The sequence below is a fragment of the Thalassotalea fusca genome (genome assembly GCF_053485835.1).
Genome location: NZ_JBQRUN010000011.1, coordinates 94803 through 112806 on the forward strand (window position 1 = coordinate 94803; position 18004 = coordinate 112806).

The 18004-nt window shown below is 39.1% G+C and carries 17 protein-coding genes; 8 read left to right on the plus strand and 9 right to left on the minus strand.

Translation table 11 applies throughout. From position 1 onward, the window contains the following. Positions 1–34: 34 nt before the first annotated feature. From frr to rpsB, 4 genes are all read right to left on the minus strand, one after another. Positions 35–556 (minus strand): ribosome recycling factor, encoded by a 522-nt coding sequence (gene frr, locus ACSLUK_RS13990; protein WP_448549317.1) that lies wholly within the window; start codon positions 554–556, stop codon positions 35–37. 62 nt (positions 557–618) lie between these two features. Beyond that, entirely contained in the window at positions 619–1359 is a 741-nt protein-coding gene (gene pyrH, locus ACSLUK_RS13995; RefSeq protein WP_448549285.1) for a UMP kinase, read from the minus strand. 131 nt (positions 1360–1490) lie between these two features. Continuing rightward, complete coding sequence (tsf, locus tag ACSLUK_RS14000; protein WP_448549286.1) at positions 1491–2324, minus strand: translation elongation factor Ts; 834 nt, start codon at positions 2322–2324, stop codon at positions 1491–1493. 97 nt (positions 2325–2421) lie between these two features. Then, positions 2422–3150, minus strand: coding sequence for a 30S ribosomal protein S2 (gene rpsB / locus ACSLUK_RS14005; RefSeq protein WP_448549287.1), 729 nt, complete (start codon positions 3148–3150; stop codon positions 2422–2424). A 380-nt stretch (positions 3151–3530) separates the two neighbouring features. Here rpsB and ACSLUK_RS14010 point away from each other — a divergent pair, with 380 nt between their 5' ends. The 5 genes from ACSLUK_RS14010 (at position 3531) to ACSLUK_RS14030 (ending at position 9158) form a co-directional block, all read left to right on the plus strand. Beyond that, a complete protein-coding gene (locus ACSLUK_RS14010) occupies positions 3531–4133 on the plus strand; it encodes a hypothetical protein (RefSeq protein WP_448549288.1) in 603 nt (200 codons plus the stop codon). 120 nt (positions 4134–4253) lie between these two features. Continuing rightward, positions 4254–5042: a type I methionyl aminopeptidase gene (gene map / locus ACSLUK_RS14015; RefSeq protein WP_448549289.1), complete on the plus strand. Its 789-nt coding sequence runs from the start codon at positions 4254–4256 to the stop codon at positions 5040–5042. A gap of 27 nt (positions 5043–5069) precedes the next feature. Further along, on the plus strand, positions 5070–7715 hold the full coding sequence (glnD, locus tag ACSLUK_RS14020; protein ID WP_448549290.1) for a [protein-PII] uridylyltransferase: 2646 nt from the start codon (positions 5070–5072) through the stop codon (positions 7713–7715). A gap of 19 nt (positions 7716–7734) precedes the next feature. Next, complete coding sequence (gene dapD, locus ACSLUK_RS14025; protein ID WP_448549291.1) at positions 7735–8565, plus strand: 2,3,4,5-tetrahydropyridine-2,6-dicarboxylate N-succinyltransferase; 831 nt, start codon at positions 7735–7737, stop codon at positions 8563–8565. Between the two features lie 251 nt (positions 8566–8816). Next, positions 8817–9158 carry a hypothetical protein gene (locus ACSLUK_RS14030; protein ID WP_448549292.1) on the plus strand — a complete coding sequence of 114 codons (342 nt, stop codon included), beginning with the start codon at positions 8817–8819 and terminating at the stop codon, positions 9156–9158. A gap of 22 nt (positions 9159–9180) precedes the next feature. Here the strand turns inward: ACSLUK_RS14030 and truC are convergent, their stop codons facing one another. Further along, on the minus strand, positions 9181–9954 hold the full coding sequence (truC, locus tag ACSLUK_RS14035; protein ID WP_448549293.1) for a tRNA pseudouridine(65) synthase TruC: 774 nt from the start codon (positions 9952–9954) through the stop codon (positions 9181–9183). Further along, positions 9954–10310, minus strand: a complete 357-nt coding sequence (locus ACSLUK_RS14040) for a YqcC family protein (protein ID WP_448549294.1) — start codon at positions 10308–10310, stop codon at positions 9954–9956. Before ACSLUK_RS14040 ends, truC begins: the two co-directional genes overlap by 1 nt. An 80-nt stretch (positions 10311–10390) precedes the next feature. Here ACSLUK_RS14040 and ACSLUK_RS14045 point away from each other — a divergent pair, with 80 nt between their 5' ends. Together ACSLUK_RS14045 and ACSLUK_RS14050 are read left to right on the plus strand one after the other, a co-directional pair. Continuing rightward, positions 10391–11416: a DUF3549 family protein gene (locus ACSLUK_RS14045; protein WP_448549295.1), complete on the plus strand. Its 1026-nt coding sequence runs from the start codon at positions 10391–10393 to the stop codon at positions 11414–11416. Positions 11417–11446: 30 nt separating this feature from the next. Beyond that, complete coding sequence (locus tag ACSLUK_RS14050; protein WP_448549296.1) at positions 11447–11749, plus strand: DUF3301 domain-containing protein; 303 nt, start codon at positions 11447–11449, stop codon at positions 11747–11749. Positions 11750–12966: 1217 nt separating this feature from the next. On the opposite strand, the gene ACSLUK_RS14055 is transcribed toward ACSLUK_RS14050, so the two are convergent. Continuing rightward, a protein-coding gene (locus tag ACSLUK_RS14055) for an IS3 family transposase (RefSeq protein ID WP_448549297.1) occupies positions 12967–14129 on the minus strand; the annotation gives its coding sequence in 2 pieces (ribosomal slippage) (positions 12967–13874 and positions 13874–14129; 1164 coding nt in all). Between the two features lie 762 nt (positions 14130–14891). Here ACSLUK_RS14055 and ACSLUK_RS14060 point away from each other — a divergent pair. Next, positions 14892–15968: a hypothetical protein gene (locus tag ACSLUK_RS14060; protein ID WP_448549298.1), complete on the plus strand. Its 1077-nt coding sequence runs from the start codon at positions 14892–14894 to the stop codon at positions 15966–15968. Positions 15969–16701: 733 nt separating this feature from the next. Here ACSLUK_RS14060 and ACSLUK_RS14065 read toward each other — a convergent pair. Further along, positions 16702–17343, minus strand: a complete 642-nt coding sequence (locus ACSLUK_RS14065) for a GNAT family N-acetyltransferase (protein WP_448549299.1) — start codon at positions 17341–17343, stop codon at positions 16702–16704. 265 nt (positions 17344–17608) lie between these two features. After that, the gene (locus ACSLUK_RS14070; RefSeq protein WP_448549300.1) at positions 17609–17986 is read right to left on the minus strand and encodes a DUF3192 domain-containing protein; all 378 of its coding nucleotides are present in this window, start codon (positions 17984–17986) and stop codon (positions 17609–17611) included. Positions 17987–18004 lie beyond the last annotated feature (18 nt).

The window sequence follows — 18004 nt, forward strand, 5'->3', positions numbered from 1 at the left end:
AATACACTACGGCGTTTTTTTAACTTACGTAAAATTAAATTTCCATTAATTCGGCTTCTTTATCAGCCAAAATAACATCAACTTGTTTAACGAATTTGTCGGTAATTTTTTGAATTTCGTCTTCAGCTTGATGCATTTCATCATCACTGATTTCTTTATCTTTGTTCAAAGATTTAATATCTGAGTTAGCATCACGGCGGATGTTACGAATAGCGACTTTACTATTTTCGCCTTCACCTTTAACCACTTTAACTAAATCACGGCGACGTTCTTCTGTAAGCGGAGGTAAAGGAATACGAATTAACGTACCCTGAGATGATGGATTTAATCCTAAATCTGACGCCATAATCGCTTTTTCAACAGCGCTAATCATACTTTTATCAAATACTGTGATTGCTAAAGTACGTGCATCCGGTACAGAAACATTACCTACTTGGTTTAAAGGAGTGTCCGTACCGTAATATTCTACAGAAATATTATCTAATAAAGAGGCATGTGCACGGCCAGTTCTTACCTTGTTAAGATTACTCTTAAATGCTTCAATACTTTTACTCATACGCTCTTGAGCGTCATTTTTAATATCGTTAATCACTGATAATTCCTTAAAAACTATATAAGTTATTCTGCTTCAATACCATGATCTATGGTGGTACCTACTTCGTCACCCATGATCACAGCGCGTAATGCACCTGGCTTATTCATGTTAAAAACACGAATTGGCATATTATGGTCTCTTGCCAAAGTAAATGCCGCTAAATCCATTACTTTTAATTCTTTTTCAAGTACTTCTTGGTATGTCAGATGAGAGTATAATTCTGCATCAGGATTTTTCACAGGGTCATCTGAATATATTCCGTCTACTTTTGTCGCTTTGAATACAGCATCTGCTTCAATTTCTATACCGCGTAAACACGCAGCTGAATCCGTAGTAAAGAATGGATTACCTGTACCAGCGCTGAATATTACAACACGGCCAGACTTAAGCATACCAATAGCATCAGCCCAGTTGTATGTGTCACAAACACCGGCTAAATCTATCGCAGACATTAAGCGTGCATTGACAAATGCTCGGTGCAATGCGTCGCGCATTGCTAAGCCATTCATGACAGTTGCTAACATCCCCATTTGATCGCCAACAACACGATTCATTCCAGCTTCTGCTAAGCCAGCACCACGAAATAAGTTACCACCACCGATAACTAATCCAACTTGAATTCCTAACTCAATAAGCTCTTTTATTTCTTGCGCCATTCGGTCAAGGACTTTCGGATCAATACCGAAGCCTTCCTCGCCCATCAATGCTTCACCACTCAGTTTTAAAAGAATTCGACGGTACTTAGGTTTGGGGTTGATGCTCATACAATAAACATTCCTATAGGTAAAAAAATAGCCGCGGTCTATTTAGACCGCGGCTATTTTAATACGTTTAGCTAACTATCGAAAGTCTAAACTGAAAAAAGATAATTTGAGTCACTTTATATGACTAAAAATTAACCTTTAGCAGCTGCGATTTGCGCTTCTACTTCAGCAGCGAAATCTTCTTCTTTCTTCTCGATACCTTCACCAACTTCTAAACGAACAAAGCTTGATACTGAAACGCCTTTTTCTTTAAGAACGTCACCAACTGTGCGCTTAGGTTCCATGATGAATGCTTGACCTGTTAAAGAAATTTCACCTGTGAATTTCTTCATACGGCCAGTAACCATTTTCTCAGCGATTTCAGCAGGCTTACCTTCGTTCATCGCGATATCGATTTGGATTTGCTTTTCTTTTTCTACTACGTCTGCTGGTACGTCTTCAGGGTTAACGTACTCAGGCTTAGAAGCAGCAACGTGCATTGCAACGTGCTTAAGTGTTTCAGCGTCGCCTTCACCAGCAACAACAACACCAATTTTAGCACCGTGCTTATAAGAAGCTGCAGCACCTTCAACATAAGCAACACGACGTACGTTGATGTTTTCACCAATTTTAGCAACAAGCGCAATACGCTTTTCTTCGAACTGAGCTTGTAACTCTTCGATAGAAGGCTTTGATGCAGCAGCAGCGTCAGCTACTTCGTTAGCAAATGCTAAGAAGTTGTCGTCTTTAGCAACAAAGTCAGTTTGACAGTTAACTTCAACTAGTGCGCCATCTTTAATGATGATTTGGCCTTCAGCAGCGATGTTACCTGCTTTTTTAGCCGCTTTAGCTTGACCAGACTTACGCATGTTCTCAATTGCAAGTTCCATATCGCCGTCTGTTTCTTGTAAAGCTTTTTTACAATCCATCATGCCAGCGCCAGTGCGCTCGCGTAATTCTTTAACTTGTGCAGCAGTAATTGCCATGAGTTAATTCCTCAAATATTCAAATAAATTCTAAATACGTTGCCACAGCAGTATTAAACTAATGTGGCAACAGTGAAATAAAACGAGTTAGTAAAGCTTACTCAGCTTCAACAAAGCCGTCTTTTTCAGCTTGAACAACGATGTCTTTCTCACGACCTTCTAACACAGCGTTAGCTGCTGAGTCTAAGTATAAAGTTACTGCACGGATCGCATCATCGTTACCAGGTACGATGTAATCAACACCGTCTGGGTTTGAGTTAGTATCAACTACAGAAATTACAGGAATACCTAAGTTGTTAGCTTCTTTAATTGCAATGTGCTCGTGGTCAGCATCGATAACAAATAACGCGTCTGGTAAACCACCCATGTTTTTGATACCACCTAAGCTCTTTTCAAGCTTTTCCATTTCACGAGTACGCATAAGCGCTTCTTTCTTAGTCAAAGCATCAAAAGTACCGTCAGTGCTTTGAGCTTCAAGATCTTTAAGACGTTTGATAGATTGACGAACTGTTTTCCAGTTAGTCAACATACCACCTAACCAACGGTGGTCTACGTAGAATTGATCACATTTTAATGCAGCAGCTCGAACAGCTTCACTTGCAGCACGCTTAGTACCAACAAATAAAACTTTACCTTTTTTCGCAGAAACACCTGACAAGAAAGCTAGAGCTTCGTTGAACATAGGAACAGTTTGTTCAAGGTTGATGATATGCACTTTGTCACGAGCACCAAAAATGTAAGTTTTCATTTTTGGGTTCCAGTAACGTGTTTTGTGACCGAAGTGAACACCGGCCTTAAGCATATCGCGCATAGAAACGTTTGGCATGTTAAATTCCTCTTGGGGTTAAGCGTCCATACACCCAATATGCACGACCAATTCAGGCACCCCGGCATATCTTTGCAAGATGTATGTGAGTTTATTAATTATGTACTATTTTAGTACGGTTAAATTTACCGATTGAACAAAACAAAATTCACTTAAAATACTAACTAAAAATCGAATTACCGTTCGGCGGCGTGCTTTATACCACAACCCGCAACTTAAAGCCAGCAATTAGCTGTTTATTTACACAACTACTCCTATTTACCCTTTTCTAAACCGGCATTTTATTACCGGTAAAAAAATTGTTGTCGTTTAATAGTGGGATTACTGCCAAACAAGCGTTAAAATATTGCACATTATTTTGACTACCTATACGTAATAATATGTCTGCAGAGTTATTTTTTATTTACGATAGCCATTGCCCTTGGAGCATGGCAAGCACTCGACTAATTAATGAAGTTAACAGCAAAATGCCTGAAATTTCTCTACATTTATGGCACTGCGCTCGCTATGAAGGTGACGAACACATAAGCCGCTCTGCTGTTACAGCGGTTACTGAGGAAAGTGGTATTCACATGGCCGATGAATACATCGCACAACTTAAAACGAGTGTAGACTCAACCATCGCAGCCAATTTAATGTCTTGGATATGCGCCAAACAACCGCAAAATGCACTTCCTGTACTGAACGCTATTCAACACGCATTATTTAACGAAGGCAATCCGATGCAATCTAAAGCGGATTTTGAGGACATCATTGACTCCTTCAAGTTATCGCCTCCAGCCAAAGTATTTAATGCAGACAAATTAACCAAAGATGCTGAATACGCGCTTGGCGACATACACGAAATTCAAGAAGTGATTGGCACAAGCGCCACACCAGCGATATTACTCGCCACTAATGAAGAACTGGTCTTGTTAAACCATAACCTTTATCTAAAGGCGCCAGAAGCCATCGTTGATGCAATTAAATTAGAGCTTAAATAACCGCATCACCTCAACAAATTCTACACGTGCTGTCTCCATTGGGAATCACACTAAAAACGTGTAGAATTAGCGTAAAATTATAGAAGAATAACACTCATCGAGTGACATACTGAGGCATAAATGTCGATAGAAATTAAAACCCCGGAAGAGATAGAAAAAATGCGCGTAGCAGGCAAGCTTGCTGCAGAAGTACTTGAAATGATTGAGCCTCATGTTAAAGCTGGGGTCACCACTAACGAATTGAATAATATCTGTGCAGAGTACACAGATAAAGTTCAAAACGCTATTTCAGCGCCATTAAACTACCATGGTTTTCCAAAGTCTATTTGTACTTCAGTAAACCATGTTGTTTGTCATGGTATTCCAGATGATACACCTCTTAAAGATGGTGATATCATCAACATTGATGTTACCGTGATAAAAGACGGTTACCACGGCGATACCAGTAAGATGTTTTTAGTGGGAGAAGTTTCCCCTGAAGACAAGCGTCTTTGTCGAATCACTCAAGAATCGCTTTATTTAGCACTTAAAAAGGTCAAACCTGGTGTCCCGTTTGGTGAAATAGGCACGACTATCCAAAAGTTCATTAAGAAAGCTGGCCGCTACTCTATTGTTAAGGAATACTGTGGTCACGGCATAGGCAAAGAGTTTCACGAAGATCCACAAATTGTTCATTACAAAAATAATGACAAGACAAAGATGCAAGAAGGAATGTGCTTTACTATTGAGCCGATGATTAATTTAGGTCGGGCCAATACTTTATTAGATAAAGAAGACAATTGGACTGTGTACACAATCGACGCTAAAAATTCTGCGCAATGGGAACACACTATTTTAGTGACTAAAACAGGTTGTGAAATTCTTACATTGCGCAAAGATGATACCATTCCAAGAGTTTTACATAACTAGTGCTATATGCTTTATAAATAAAAAGAGATGCCTCCATTGCATAGTCCTGATTTTCACATACCTGAAGAATATTTGGCGCCGTACGCAATAACGGCGCCAACAATTTCTAGCCAAGAAATTTGTGAGTTTAATACACGCTTTCGTGAATGGCAGAAACAACAATTTCTCGTTGACGATGTCACCAATATCGTTGCCGCACGTGCGCATTACATAGATCAGGTACTAATTAAACTTTGGAGCCAACACCAATTAGATGAATATCAGCTTACGTTAATCGCCGTAGGGGGTTATGGTAGAGGTGAACTTCATCCCTACTCAGACATCGACATTTTATTGTTGACCCAAGATACTGTTGAAGATGAATTGGCAGAAAAGATTTCCGCCTTTATTACGCAGTTGTGGGACATAAAGCTCGACATTGGCCATAGCGTTCGTAGCATTAAAGAGTGCCTTAAACAGGCCGTCAATGATGTCACTATTGCAACCAATCTTATGGAAATGAGACAGGTATGTGGTAACGACACGCTAACGCAACACCTTACACCGTTACTTAATGAAGACGTTTTTTGGACAACGCAAAAGTTCTATCTGGCAAAAAGAGAAGAGCAGAAGCATCGTCACCAACAATATCACGGTGCCGCTTATACACTTGAGCCCAATCTCAAAGCCAACCCAGGAGGTCTTCGAGACATTCAAACCATTGGCTGGGTCGCTAAACGCCATTTTGAAGCAGACTCATTAGAAGAATTGGTAGAGCATAATTATTTAACGAGTAATGAATTTTTTGAGTTGCTCGAGTGTCAGGATTATCTTTGGCGAATGCGTTGTGCGCTGCATTTTATTGCCGGCCGAAGTGAAAATCGCCTGCTATTCGATTATCAAGCCGATGTTGCTGCCTTAATGGGTTTTGGCGATGAAGGAAAGCTCGCCATCGAACGTATGATGAAGCGCTTCTTCCGCATTATTGGGCGTGTTTCAGAATTAAACAAAATGTTGCTACAACATTTTGACTACGCCATTATCAAAAATAAGAAACATCAAGTAGAAACTCGCATAAACGATGACTTCGTCGTACTCGATGGTCAAATCAAAGTGACCAATCGCAGAGTCTTTATGCGTTCAGTAAAAATCATGCAAATGTTTTTGTTGATCGCTGAACGGGAAGACGTCACCGACATGCACCCAGAAACATTAAGGTTAATGCGAAATGCGCGCCGTAGATTAGTATCTGGCATGATGGATTATGCAGAGTGCAGACGATTATTTATTGCTATCATGAAGCATCCGAAAGGCCCTGGCTTAGCATTTTCACTTATGCACCGACATTCAATTTTAGGCGCATACCTTCCAGCTTGGCGCAATATTGTAGGTCAAATGCAATTTGATTTGTTCCACGCATATTCGGTAGATGAGCACAGTTATCGTCTGATCAAAAATCTTTACCGTTTTAGTCAAAGTGAATATAACGAAGAATACCCTTTATGTAGCAAAATTGTACAACGTATTCGCAAACCCGAAGTGCTGTACCTCGCAGGGATTTTTCACGATATCGCTAAAGGCCGTGGTGGTGATCACGCTGAGCTCGGTGCGGTTGACGCGTTAGAATTTAGCCGCATACATTATCTAAACGATCACGATGGGCGAATGATTTCTTGGCTCGTGAAATACCACTTGTTAATGTCAATTACTGCACAGCGCCGTGACATTTCGGATCCTGAAGTTATCAAGAAATTCGCCAGCATTGTTAGGGATGAAGCCCATTTAGATTATTTGTACTGTTTGACGGTTGCTGACATGCGTGCAACCAACGAAAGTTTATGGAATAGCTGGAAAGCAAATTTACTCGAAGAGCTGTACTTTAGCACTAAGCGTGCCTTCAGACGAGGCTTAGAAAAGCCTGTCGATTTACGCGCTAAAATTAGAGAAAACCAACAACAAGCAATAGAAATTCTTACCGAACATCATATTGAAGAATCTGAAATCCAAGCGATATGGCACAACTTTAAAGCTGACTATTTTTTACGTTATGCGCCTGCCCAAATTGCTTGGCATTGTGAGCACATAATCAAACATGATCAAAATCAACCTTTAGTTTTGATTAGCCCGAAACCATATCGCGGTGGCACAGAAGTTTTTGTTTACACGAAAGACAAAAAAAATATATTTGCTACTATCGTTTCTTTGCTCGGTTCAAAAGGCCTAAACATACTTGATGCCAAGATAATTACGGGTAAAACAGGCTATACCGCCAATACATTTGTTATTCTCGACCAACAAAATCGCGTTATAGACGACAGCTACCGAGCTATGGGTATTGCGCAAGCTTTATCCGAAGCCATTACCAATAAAAAACAACATTTTAAGATTAAACCACTGGCGAAGCGATTCGAACAATTTACTTTTCCAACACAAGTAAGTTTTTTAAATTCGAGTAGCAAGAGCCGTACTCTGATAGAAATTGTCGCGCTTGATCGGCCTGGTTTACTCGCAAGCATTGCGCGAGTATTTCAAGAACTTAATATACGTATTTACAGTGCTAAAATAACAACTTTTGGCGAAAAAGCGGAAGACGTATTTACGGTATCGAACGCCGATGGCAAAGCTTTAACACTTGAAGAGCAACGACAACTTAGTGACAAACTATGCGAGAAATCCAGTCTTGCTCATCACTGACAACAAAATAGGAATAACCATGTCTGACTTACAACAGATAATCGAAAGTGCATTTGAGAACCGTGCGAATATCACACCTAGCACTGTAACAGATGAAGTAAAGCAAGCGGTAACAGGCGCACTTGCAGCTTTGAATAATGGCTCAGCGCGAGTTGCTGAAAAAATCGCAGGGGAATGGGTCGTTCATCAATGGCTTAAAAAAGCAGTATTACTGTCGTTCCGCGTATGGGATAACGAGGTTATTGATGGGAATGAAAGCCAATATTTTGATAAGGTGCCATTGAAATACGCTAATTACACCAATGAGATGTTTAAAGCTGAAGGTGTGCGAATAGTGCCACCAGCCACTGTTCGCACTGGGTCATTTATAGGCAAAAATGTTGTCGTGATGCCAAGCTACGTAAACATAGGTGCTTTTGTTGATGAAGGAACTATGGTCGACACTTGGGCGACTGTTGGTTCTTGCGCACAAATTGGTAAAAACGTGCATTTATCAGGCGGCGTAGGTATAGGTGGTGTACTTGAGCCTTTGCAGGCTGGGCCAACGATTATTGAAGATAATTGTTTTATTGGTGCGCGTTCTGAAATAGTAGAAGGTGTTGTTGTTGAACAAGGTGCCGTAATTTCTATGGGTGTGTATATTGGCCAAAGCACACGCATATTTGACCGAGAAACTGGTGAGATCCACTATGGCCGTGTTCCAGCTGGTTCTGTTGTAGTACCAGGCAACTTACCGTCTAAGTGTGGTCGTTATAGCTTATATGCAGCGATTATTGTGAAAAAAGTCGATGAAAAAACGAGAGCTAAAATAGGCATCAATGCATTATTGCGCTCTGTTTCTGACGAATAACACAACTAGTAATAACGTATGACTAAAGCCAAGCAATAATTGTTTGGCTTTTTGTTATGCAGTATCCAAAGATAGCCATAAACAAGCGTAAGTTTTTTGACGCTAGTTTCTTCCTCTCACAAGAACACCTAAGTTCTTAGCGCAAATATTCAACATAAACTCTTTAAAATTCATTCACTAATAAAAAACTTTATTCAATTGGCATATTGATTGCCCTACTACTTATATCAGTTGTTAATAGATATGCCGTTATGAATAAATTTACCTTAATCACAATCTTAATCTTATGTAGCCAACTGCTCGCTTGCCAGTCGACTAAAATTGCTTATCAAGAAAAGCGTCCGCTTGTATCAGATCATCAGCTACTGGTTAGTTTACTCAATCGTCCGATTCCACAAGATCAACAGCTGATGATGGCATTTACCCGTCAATTTGATCAACAATATTCAGCGTTCGACCTGAATATGCCAAGTGTTGCACCTGTGTTCATTACTGGTGAAAAACGTGCAGCAAGTGAAACACGCCCAATTTTTCAGTTCAGCCATTTGGTCAATCAAGACAAAAACGCCATTTTTATTAATGGCCCTATTTAATTGAAAGCTAAATCGCGTAGCTCTATTCGGTAATGTACTTTTTGATTACCGATAGTGGCCAATTGAGACGTTCGAAAACGCTAAGCCACTGCTGATCAAATTCCGCATTAACAACTATCTCTTGCCCAGTGTATGGATGACGAAATGTTAAGCTTTGGGCAAATAGCATCAATCGCTTAAAGCCAAAGTGCGATATAAAGAATGGGTTCTGTTTGTTATCTCCATAATTTATATCACCAATTATGGGATGTCTTAGATGTGCCAAATGGCGTCGTATTTGGTGCCGCCTCCCCGTTTGTGGCGCTACTTTGACTAACGAGTATCTTACCGAATCATATTTTCCCACAGCAATAGGAAGCGTAGCCGTAATTATCGACTCATAATATGATATAGCCTCTTGTGCCGCTTTATCTGTATTTACAAATTTATCGCCAAGCTTATCAAGTTTTTCCTTTAAGGGATGGTCAATAACGCCACTATCTATAAGGTGCCCCCTAGTAAGTGCAAAATATTCTTTTTGAATTTGCTTTTCTTCAAATATTTTTCCCATTTTTCGCGCTGTTTCTTCATTTAAAGCAAATAATAAGACGCCAGAAGTTGGCCTATCTAGACGATGCAACGGATAAACGTATTGACCAAGCTGATCTCTGAGTAGCTGCAAGGCAAAATACTTTTCGTGTCTATCTAAATAACTGCGATGGACAAATAAGCCAGCAGGTTTATCAATGGCGACAAGATGTTCGTCCTGAAACAAAATGTTCAGCTCGGGCTTTTCGGTAAATAAAGTGTCAGACATTATTTGGTTCTTATATAATTTTGTTGCTGGCGAGTGCCGCTCAGTAGTTCATCAATATCGGCAATGGTATTAATAATATTTGCTGCGTCTTCGCCATGATGTGCAAATGCTTCTTCCGCCATAGGACAGATGGCAATATTACTTGGTAGCGGTTTCCCTAATTGCATCATCAGTCGTAACTTTTCGATAAAAACAAACTGTAACCATTGTTCAAACGCCAACGTATCCATACAAAATGGCACGCTACTGTTCAGCGCTTCATCGCTCGGGCGACTTTCCTGCCATAATCCAAGTTTATCTAACTCAGACACCAGTGAATTTAAAAGTTGAGTTAGTGACTCATTAGTTTCATGCACAATAAATTCTTATCAGATTAGATGGTTTTAAAGGGTTATTATCTCTATAATGCCGCATTATTTCGATAAATTTCTGTGCTATGGATTCGATTTCTACCATTTCTGAATTATTAACTTTGTCTGGTTCCCAGTATCGCGTATACGACATCGGCAGAAGAATAGACAAGTTGTCAAAAGATACTTTCGAAAAATTTGAACATAATCAACTACCTTACCCGTACCCGATTCAAGGGCATGCATGCATCGCGATCGCATTTTGGCAGAAAGTTACTGCACAACCATACTTATGGTTTGTAAAGTTACCCCTAGATGAGCGCGGATTACTCAATCAAGGCGCACGAAACCACTTTCTCGCCATAATAATTGAAGCTTTAGGCAGTAATCTCAGCGTTGATCCAACTGAAAAACAAGAAGAGCTTCTGCAAAGCAACCCATATAATTTTACACCACCACAATATAAGCTAGCGTTTCTACACAGTGAGTTAAACCAAGCGCTAATGAAACAAGCCAGCCAGTACTATCAACGCACATATGAGTATTTTTGTTCCACTGATACCGACCTGAGTCAATGGCATGATATTGGTGTACAAGGCATTAGCGATATAGTTGTAAAAGCAAAATCTGATAAAGACATTGAAAGCGCTATTGCGCGGTCATTATCATCGCTGCCTAACGAAGTATTAATGCCCTTATCAACGGCGATTGAAAATATCCAGCTCTCTGCAGATACACTCAGTACCGTGATTGATTACCATGATGTTGCAGCACAAGAAGTAAAGCCTTATTTAATTCGTTGTTTAGCATCGTCATCAACACATCTGTTTGTACAGGCCTTCTTAGCAAAACTAATGGCAGAAAAAACGCTTTCTGACGAAATAGTCATTACTTTGGCTGGTAGATGTTGGTCTTCCTTAGCTAATACCGAAATGATGAGCGCTTACTTGGAACATCTGGCACGAAAAGATAATCTGCCATTGTTTCAGGCAATATTTAAAGATTTAGTGGCAATACCTGAGCTACGCCAGGTAATATTCAGCTGTATGCGATCTAGCGAAAGAAGTGCTGAGCTTGCTACGGCAATTGGCAGTCTTTTCAACGCTCAATAAATTTACACAACACTATTTGGTTAATATTTAATGGAAAACGTTTATTTATTACTCTTTATTGCACTCATAGTTTGGTTTTTTACGCACATGCGTAAAGTGGCTGAGTCGGCAAAAAGGTTTGCAGTACAGCATTGTCAAAAAGAGCAATTACAGTTTATTGCCATTGCAAGGTCATCTAATAAAGTTAGGTTTTCTAAACGAATGGGATTTTATTTTGAAACAGAATACATTTTTGAGTTTAGCGGTGATGGGCAATCAAAGTATCAAGGGACAATTACGTTAGCAGGATATAAACTTAAAAATATTGATATCCCAGCATATCGAATCAATTAAACGCATTAAAACTGAAACAAGAAAAAAGCGACAACTGAATGTCGCTTTTTTTCATCTGCCATCCTTGACCATTGCATGTATGCGAATTTCCATGCTAATTCCATTTCTTTGGCCTATCACCAATTCCTATAAATGATAATTAACTATATTTCCTTTCGGAAAAGTTCTACGTTTCCTACTGAAAATCCTTGTTCACTGTATCGAAGAAAAACACTCCATGTGTATCCATTTCATCCATTTACTTAATGCTTTACAAACACTCTTCTCATCCTAAGTATCACTGCCTGTTGGGTCATCCTAACCCGTCTTCCTGACATAACTAAGTATGAAAGCTATTGCTTGAATTTCCATAGAATTTCTAACAAAAAAAATACGACAAATTGCAAAATTTGTACTGTGAACAATAAAAAAATGGCAATCAACAACTTAGATTTAAATGATATTTTATTTGCCGTCATTTCTGACAAACTTGTAAGCAATATCCTACAATTACTGAGGGCAAATTCTTAAATACCAATGGCGACAAAATTGGGGTAACTTTAGATAAGTTAGTTGCACCAAGTAGCGACCCTTTTAGAAAGTGTACTAGTTAAAAAATAAGAACAACAACTGGGTTAACAATATTCGTATGACAAAGCTCGTCGTTGTCATCAATAGTCCTTCCTTACAAATCCTCTTTATCCATCCTTGTAGCGTCCTTGCTATTACGGCTCCTTGTATTCCATTTATCTAAGCATGTTAAATATGACTAGAACTACATTTTACACCCCAAATTGTCATTTCCCTGACCGTTCATCCATTAAACGTTTTCCCAGTTTTTTCATCCCTTAAACGGTAGCGTCCTACGCTGCCTTCGAGTTTCCTTATAAGTCCTTTTTACACCCCTCAACAAAAATCGTGTGTCCATTCAAAACTTCTTCCTTGGGAGACCTTTTCACATTAGGGTGAACATCAACTCCTTTCACTAATAATTATATGCAGCGGTTCATGACAAAACAGTGACATCTGTAATGGAAAGTTGAGATAATTTATGCCAGTTCACGCTAAGGTACTGATTTAAACAAGTTACCAAAAGTAAGCGCTAATTTTGTAGCATATCTATCTGACAATTTATTAGGTGATATCTTACAGCTGAGAGAGCATTTTGTGTCAGTTCACGAGCAACATAATGTGCGTAGATGAGTATTCGGTCCTATTGAAAATATTAACTGTTGTGGTCAACTAATTCCGGACAGTAAGTTAAGTTTTTCTTCCGTAATTGCTGGAGCAATCATTTCATTATTACTGTGCGGCCTTTGCCAGTTGTAATAATCCATCAAATAGAAACTGATATCTTTTTCAGCTTCTTTGAGTGAGCGGTAACCAATTGGCGGTACCCATTCTGTTTTTAAGCTTCTGAATAGCCTTTCCATTGGCGCATTATCCCAACAGTTTCCACGGCGACTCATACTTTGTTTAATTTGATATCGCCATAATCGTTGCCTGAACTTTGTCGCCCCATATTGACTGCCTTGGTCAGAGTGAAACATTAAGCCTTTGGGTTTACCACGTTGCTCATAAGCTCTATCTAAGGCTTTAGCTGCCAAGGCAGCGTCTGGCTTATCAGATAATGCCCAACCGACTACGCGGCGTGCAAACAAGTCAAGAACGACAGCGAGATAAACCCACTTGTTACCTAACCAAGTATAGGTAATGTCACCGCACCAAACTTGATTGGGACGACAAACATCAAATTCACGATTTAGGTGATTCGGTATGTCCGGCCTTTCAACTGTTGCTTTCTTATAGGCATGAGGGCCTGGTTGTTTGCAAATCAACTGCATATCTTTCATGATGCGGCGCACCTTGAATATTCCAGCATTCAAGCCTATTTCAGACAGCTTTGCGACAAGTGTCCTACTACCTGCTGAGCTTCTGCTTAGCGAAAAGAGCTCATTAATCTTTGCCCTAAGTTCAACATCTTCAGGCTTGATTGATGTATCTCGATTCTTGTAATCGTAATAACTTGAGCGAGGAACTTCTAAAACATCACAGACCAATTCAATAGATTCAAACTCACTTAATTGGTCTATCAACGAGTATTGTTCATTTCGTCTGACATTAAGAGAGCTGTAGCCTTTTTTAGAATTGACTTCTCTCGTTCTAAACGATTGATACGAGCCTCTAATTCCTGGATTTTCTTCTGCTCAGGAGTTAATGCTTTGGTTTGCGGTGTTTCACCACCTCGTTCTTTTTGAAGTTGCTGAACCCAGCGCCTTAAAGCTGTTTCACCAACATCAAGTGAACGGCTTGCTTGAGGTATCGAATAACCTTCATCCAATACAAGACTAGCAGCTTCTAATTTAAATTCTTCTGTAAAATTACGACGTTTTCTTGCCATGGAACACCTCTAGTTGAGTGGCAATAATACCACCTAAATTGGTGTCCGGTTTTATTGAATCACAACAAACAATGTCAAAAACGAAAAAAGCGACATAAAGTCGCTTATTTTCGGTTAGGTAGGTCCTTTACCCTAATACCACTCGCCTCATCCTGAGGTAACATCCTGTTATGTAGACAATCCGTTTTTTGATCGGCTATCTGCGAAGATTCTTCCTTAACACTCCCTGTGCCCTTGCATCCATTTACGTCCATGTTAAATTCCGTTTACGCTTCGCTGGAAACCATCACTCCTGTGAATCCTTTTCCATATCCATCCATGCCAGTACAAGTAGTATCAACCTAGTTCATCCATAAACTTAATTCAGTTTTTAGTTATCCTTAACCAAGTCGTCCTAACACTTTTAAGTTTACGCAAGAATTAATTAGTTACTAGCTGCAAAAATGAAATATTAAGACCTCTTAGAGAAAAACAGCCGAACAAAAACCGTAACAGATTGTTTTATAGTTAATTATTAAATTTAACCATATTTTAAAACCTAGTTTGTCCGGCAAACTATTGAGATATGTCTTACACAAAAACAAGCACATCTTTCAGTTTGTACTCACAAAGTATTTGCTAGTAAATAGGCATCCCCCCAATATCAGATTAAATCTCTCCTTGATGCCTGACAAAGTGCATAAATTTCTGTAACCTTACGCTATATGAGTCTATTGTGAAAAATAGAAGCATTTTTCACGCAGTTATTTTCAGGGGATAGTAGTGCCGCTTCTAAAATCATTATTTTGTCTGCAAGGATTTGACAATCGTCAAAGGTATTCTTCGATTGTCGCCACATCGACTATCAGCTTTCTTATTTTATCAGCCATGTTTAATAACCTTGTGGTTTCCATCGTTATCCTTTTACTGGCAGCCGTCGCTATTACTATGTCGGCTTATAGAAGAGCCAATGATGCACAAAGGAAGTTTACTCCCTTTGTTGCAGGAGGCGCGGCCTACTTTGTTCTAGGAATGCTTCCATTGTTTGTTTCGTCTTTTCTTGCTTATGTGCCATTCATTGCGGCTATTGGCTTTTTGCTTAGCTTACTCACCTACCCTAGCTCACCAATAAAGTCATACATTATGGGGTATTGTGGACCGATTGATTTAGCATCAATAAAAAATGAGTCAGCAGCTACAAGTAAAAGTAGAATTGAGCCCACATTCGCAGGCGCGCCTAGTGCTAATGTAGCAATGAATGTTACCCATAACGACGAGCAACAATTTGTTACGCAACACAACAATAACAGTGCTGATAACGACGTTGGCGTTAAAGTAAGAGAGCTAATAACAAAATATAAGCTACAAATAGCTGCTGGTATCACAATCATTTTAGGCGGGATGATAAGTGTTTCATTCCTAAACAATACCGAAGTATCCCAGCCTTCACCGGTTATTGACAAAGAAGAGCCTATAATTGAAACAGCTATTGAGCGTCAACATATGCTAAATATGCCTGATGATTTTACTTTATATGCCTCACAGCACGACGGCTTAATTATTAATTGGCAAGCAGATGAACAGCAAGATGGTGTCTATTGGCAACAGCTCACATTAAAGGGCGACAATAGTTGCAAAGAAATTACATTTAACAATGGCGACGGCATTCGCACCATTGAGGTGATAGTTGAGCATGCAACCGATTATTTTGCACACTTTTCACCACTTGATACACAAAGCTTATTGAAGCAAATTGCACTTCGTGGTGATTTCACATTGTGTGGTTATGAGTTTTCTTTAAAGGGGAGTCAGTCAGCTTTGGGACGTCACCCGTACTATGCAGATAAGGTAGACTATTAACTAATTCAACTAATCGCAACTTTACAATTCGACACTGACTAAGGTTTTTGTAAAATTGTGAAAAATAAAACAAAAAATGCGGCTCTCCATGAGCCGCATTTCTTAAACTAGCTTTATGCATCCTGCATCATTTAGTGATCCCTTTCATCCATAATGGCTGTCCTTAGCATTCCCTATTCGCTATCCAAGCGATTCCTCATACTTTCCTTAGCTATAACCATTCCGCAGTTATAATCACGCTTCCTTAGTAATCTTCCAGTGATATCTTCCGTGAGTTTCACATCCATATGATTGATCCGTAACATCCCTTGTGTTTATACTTCTTCCTGAAGTTCCATGTTCACAAATGTATTCCGACAATCCTTGTTATGGCATCCCTTGCCTTTGTCTTCCTGACAACTGTAATAATACGTTACCTATCCAGATTCAAAAGTAACAAAAATGAAAAATTTTGTTTCTTTTTTGTTACAGCGAATACAACCACCAAACAAAACAAAAGAATTACAACAACTTACAAAAAACCAATGTAAACATATCGACTGTCAAAACCTCAATATCTCACAACAATGTGCGACATGTCTTACAAATAAAATATCTAATCGGAAATTGAGCTAACACTTTTGCGGAGAAAATAAGAAAAATCACTATAAATTCAATGCACTAATGAAATATGTGCAAACACGCTTTTAAGAAAAATTCGCATGCATTGCAACGTTGACTTTATGCGCTAAGGCTAAGTATCTCGATAGTGCACCATTAATGCACCAGAAACACTTCCTACGGTTATTGTCTTAATGAATTCGTAATCGACGTCAGTAAAGAATGCTTGATATTTTTCAGAAGTTGCATAAACGGCAACACCTTCGCTTTCTGGATATTCATCTAACAACGTATTAACCGCCGCCATTAAATAATGACCAAAGCCATGATGTTGATGCAAAGGATGTATTGCGATAAACGACAGCATGTGAAATTTTTTCATTGGTACAGCCGATAGTACTAAGCGTTCTTTTTCAATCATTTGTTTAGTACTAAAGTAGCCCGCTCCTAGTAACATCTTTAAACGCCAGTGCCAAAACCTATCCGTCGCAACACCGTCATCAGGGCTATTTAGGCAAGCTACACCAACCATAGTCTCTCCTAAATATAAGCCAATAATTGGTTGCTTAGCTTGCCAAAAAACTGCTAGCTCTTCACGAATTGATGTTCTTAGTTTTTGTTCGTAATCCCCTTCATCACTTTGAAATATTTCTAGAAAAACCGGATCATCATGGTACGCTTGGTAAAGTAAGGACGCCGCCAATTTAAGCTCATTTGCTGTCAGATATGCCGCTCGAATATCGTTTGCGGTTGCTGTTGAAACTACTTCGGTCATAAACTCTTTTCCTCAAATTATACTTAATTATTGTTATGTTGAGTTGGCCTTACCCTAAATCATAAAACAGATAAATTATTGATATTTATAAACAATACCATATATGTGTGAAATTATTATTTGTAATTGCTGCGTTACCATAGCAAGGAACATTTCGTTAGGTCAATATTTGAACGATGCATCAAGCTGAAGAACATTTGAGAAATCAACAAAAAAACCAGCAACAATTGTTGCTGGTTTTTATGAATAATAAAGACTATTACGACTAGCGATTGCGTTGGAATTCTCCACCATTACCAGTGTCCACTAATTTCCCATCTTCAAAGCGTAAATAAGTACATTCGTCTTTTGTCGTTAATCCATCTTTGTGAAGTCTATGTGTTCGGTAATACAACACTTTAACGATTTTGCTATCGGCTTCATAATTTTCTGTAAAATCTGCTACGCCCAATTGTCGATACGCGTCTTCATACGATGAATGTAAAACTAAATTGGCAATCTTTTTACGATTGTTATATTCACGATCTCCGGCATCATGTACTAAACCATGCGAACCACTATCATCGCCGATAGCTACAACACAACCAGTTAGCCCCACGGTCATTGGAACGATTAAAGAAAGTGCAATAAGTGATTTTTTCATGAGATTCCCTTTTTGGAT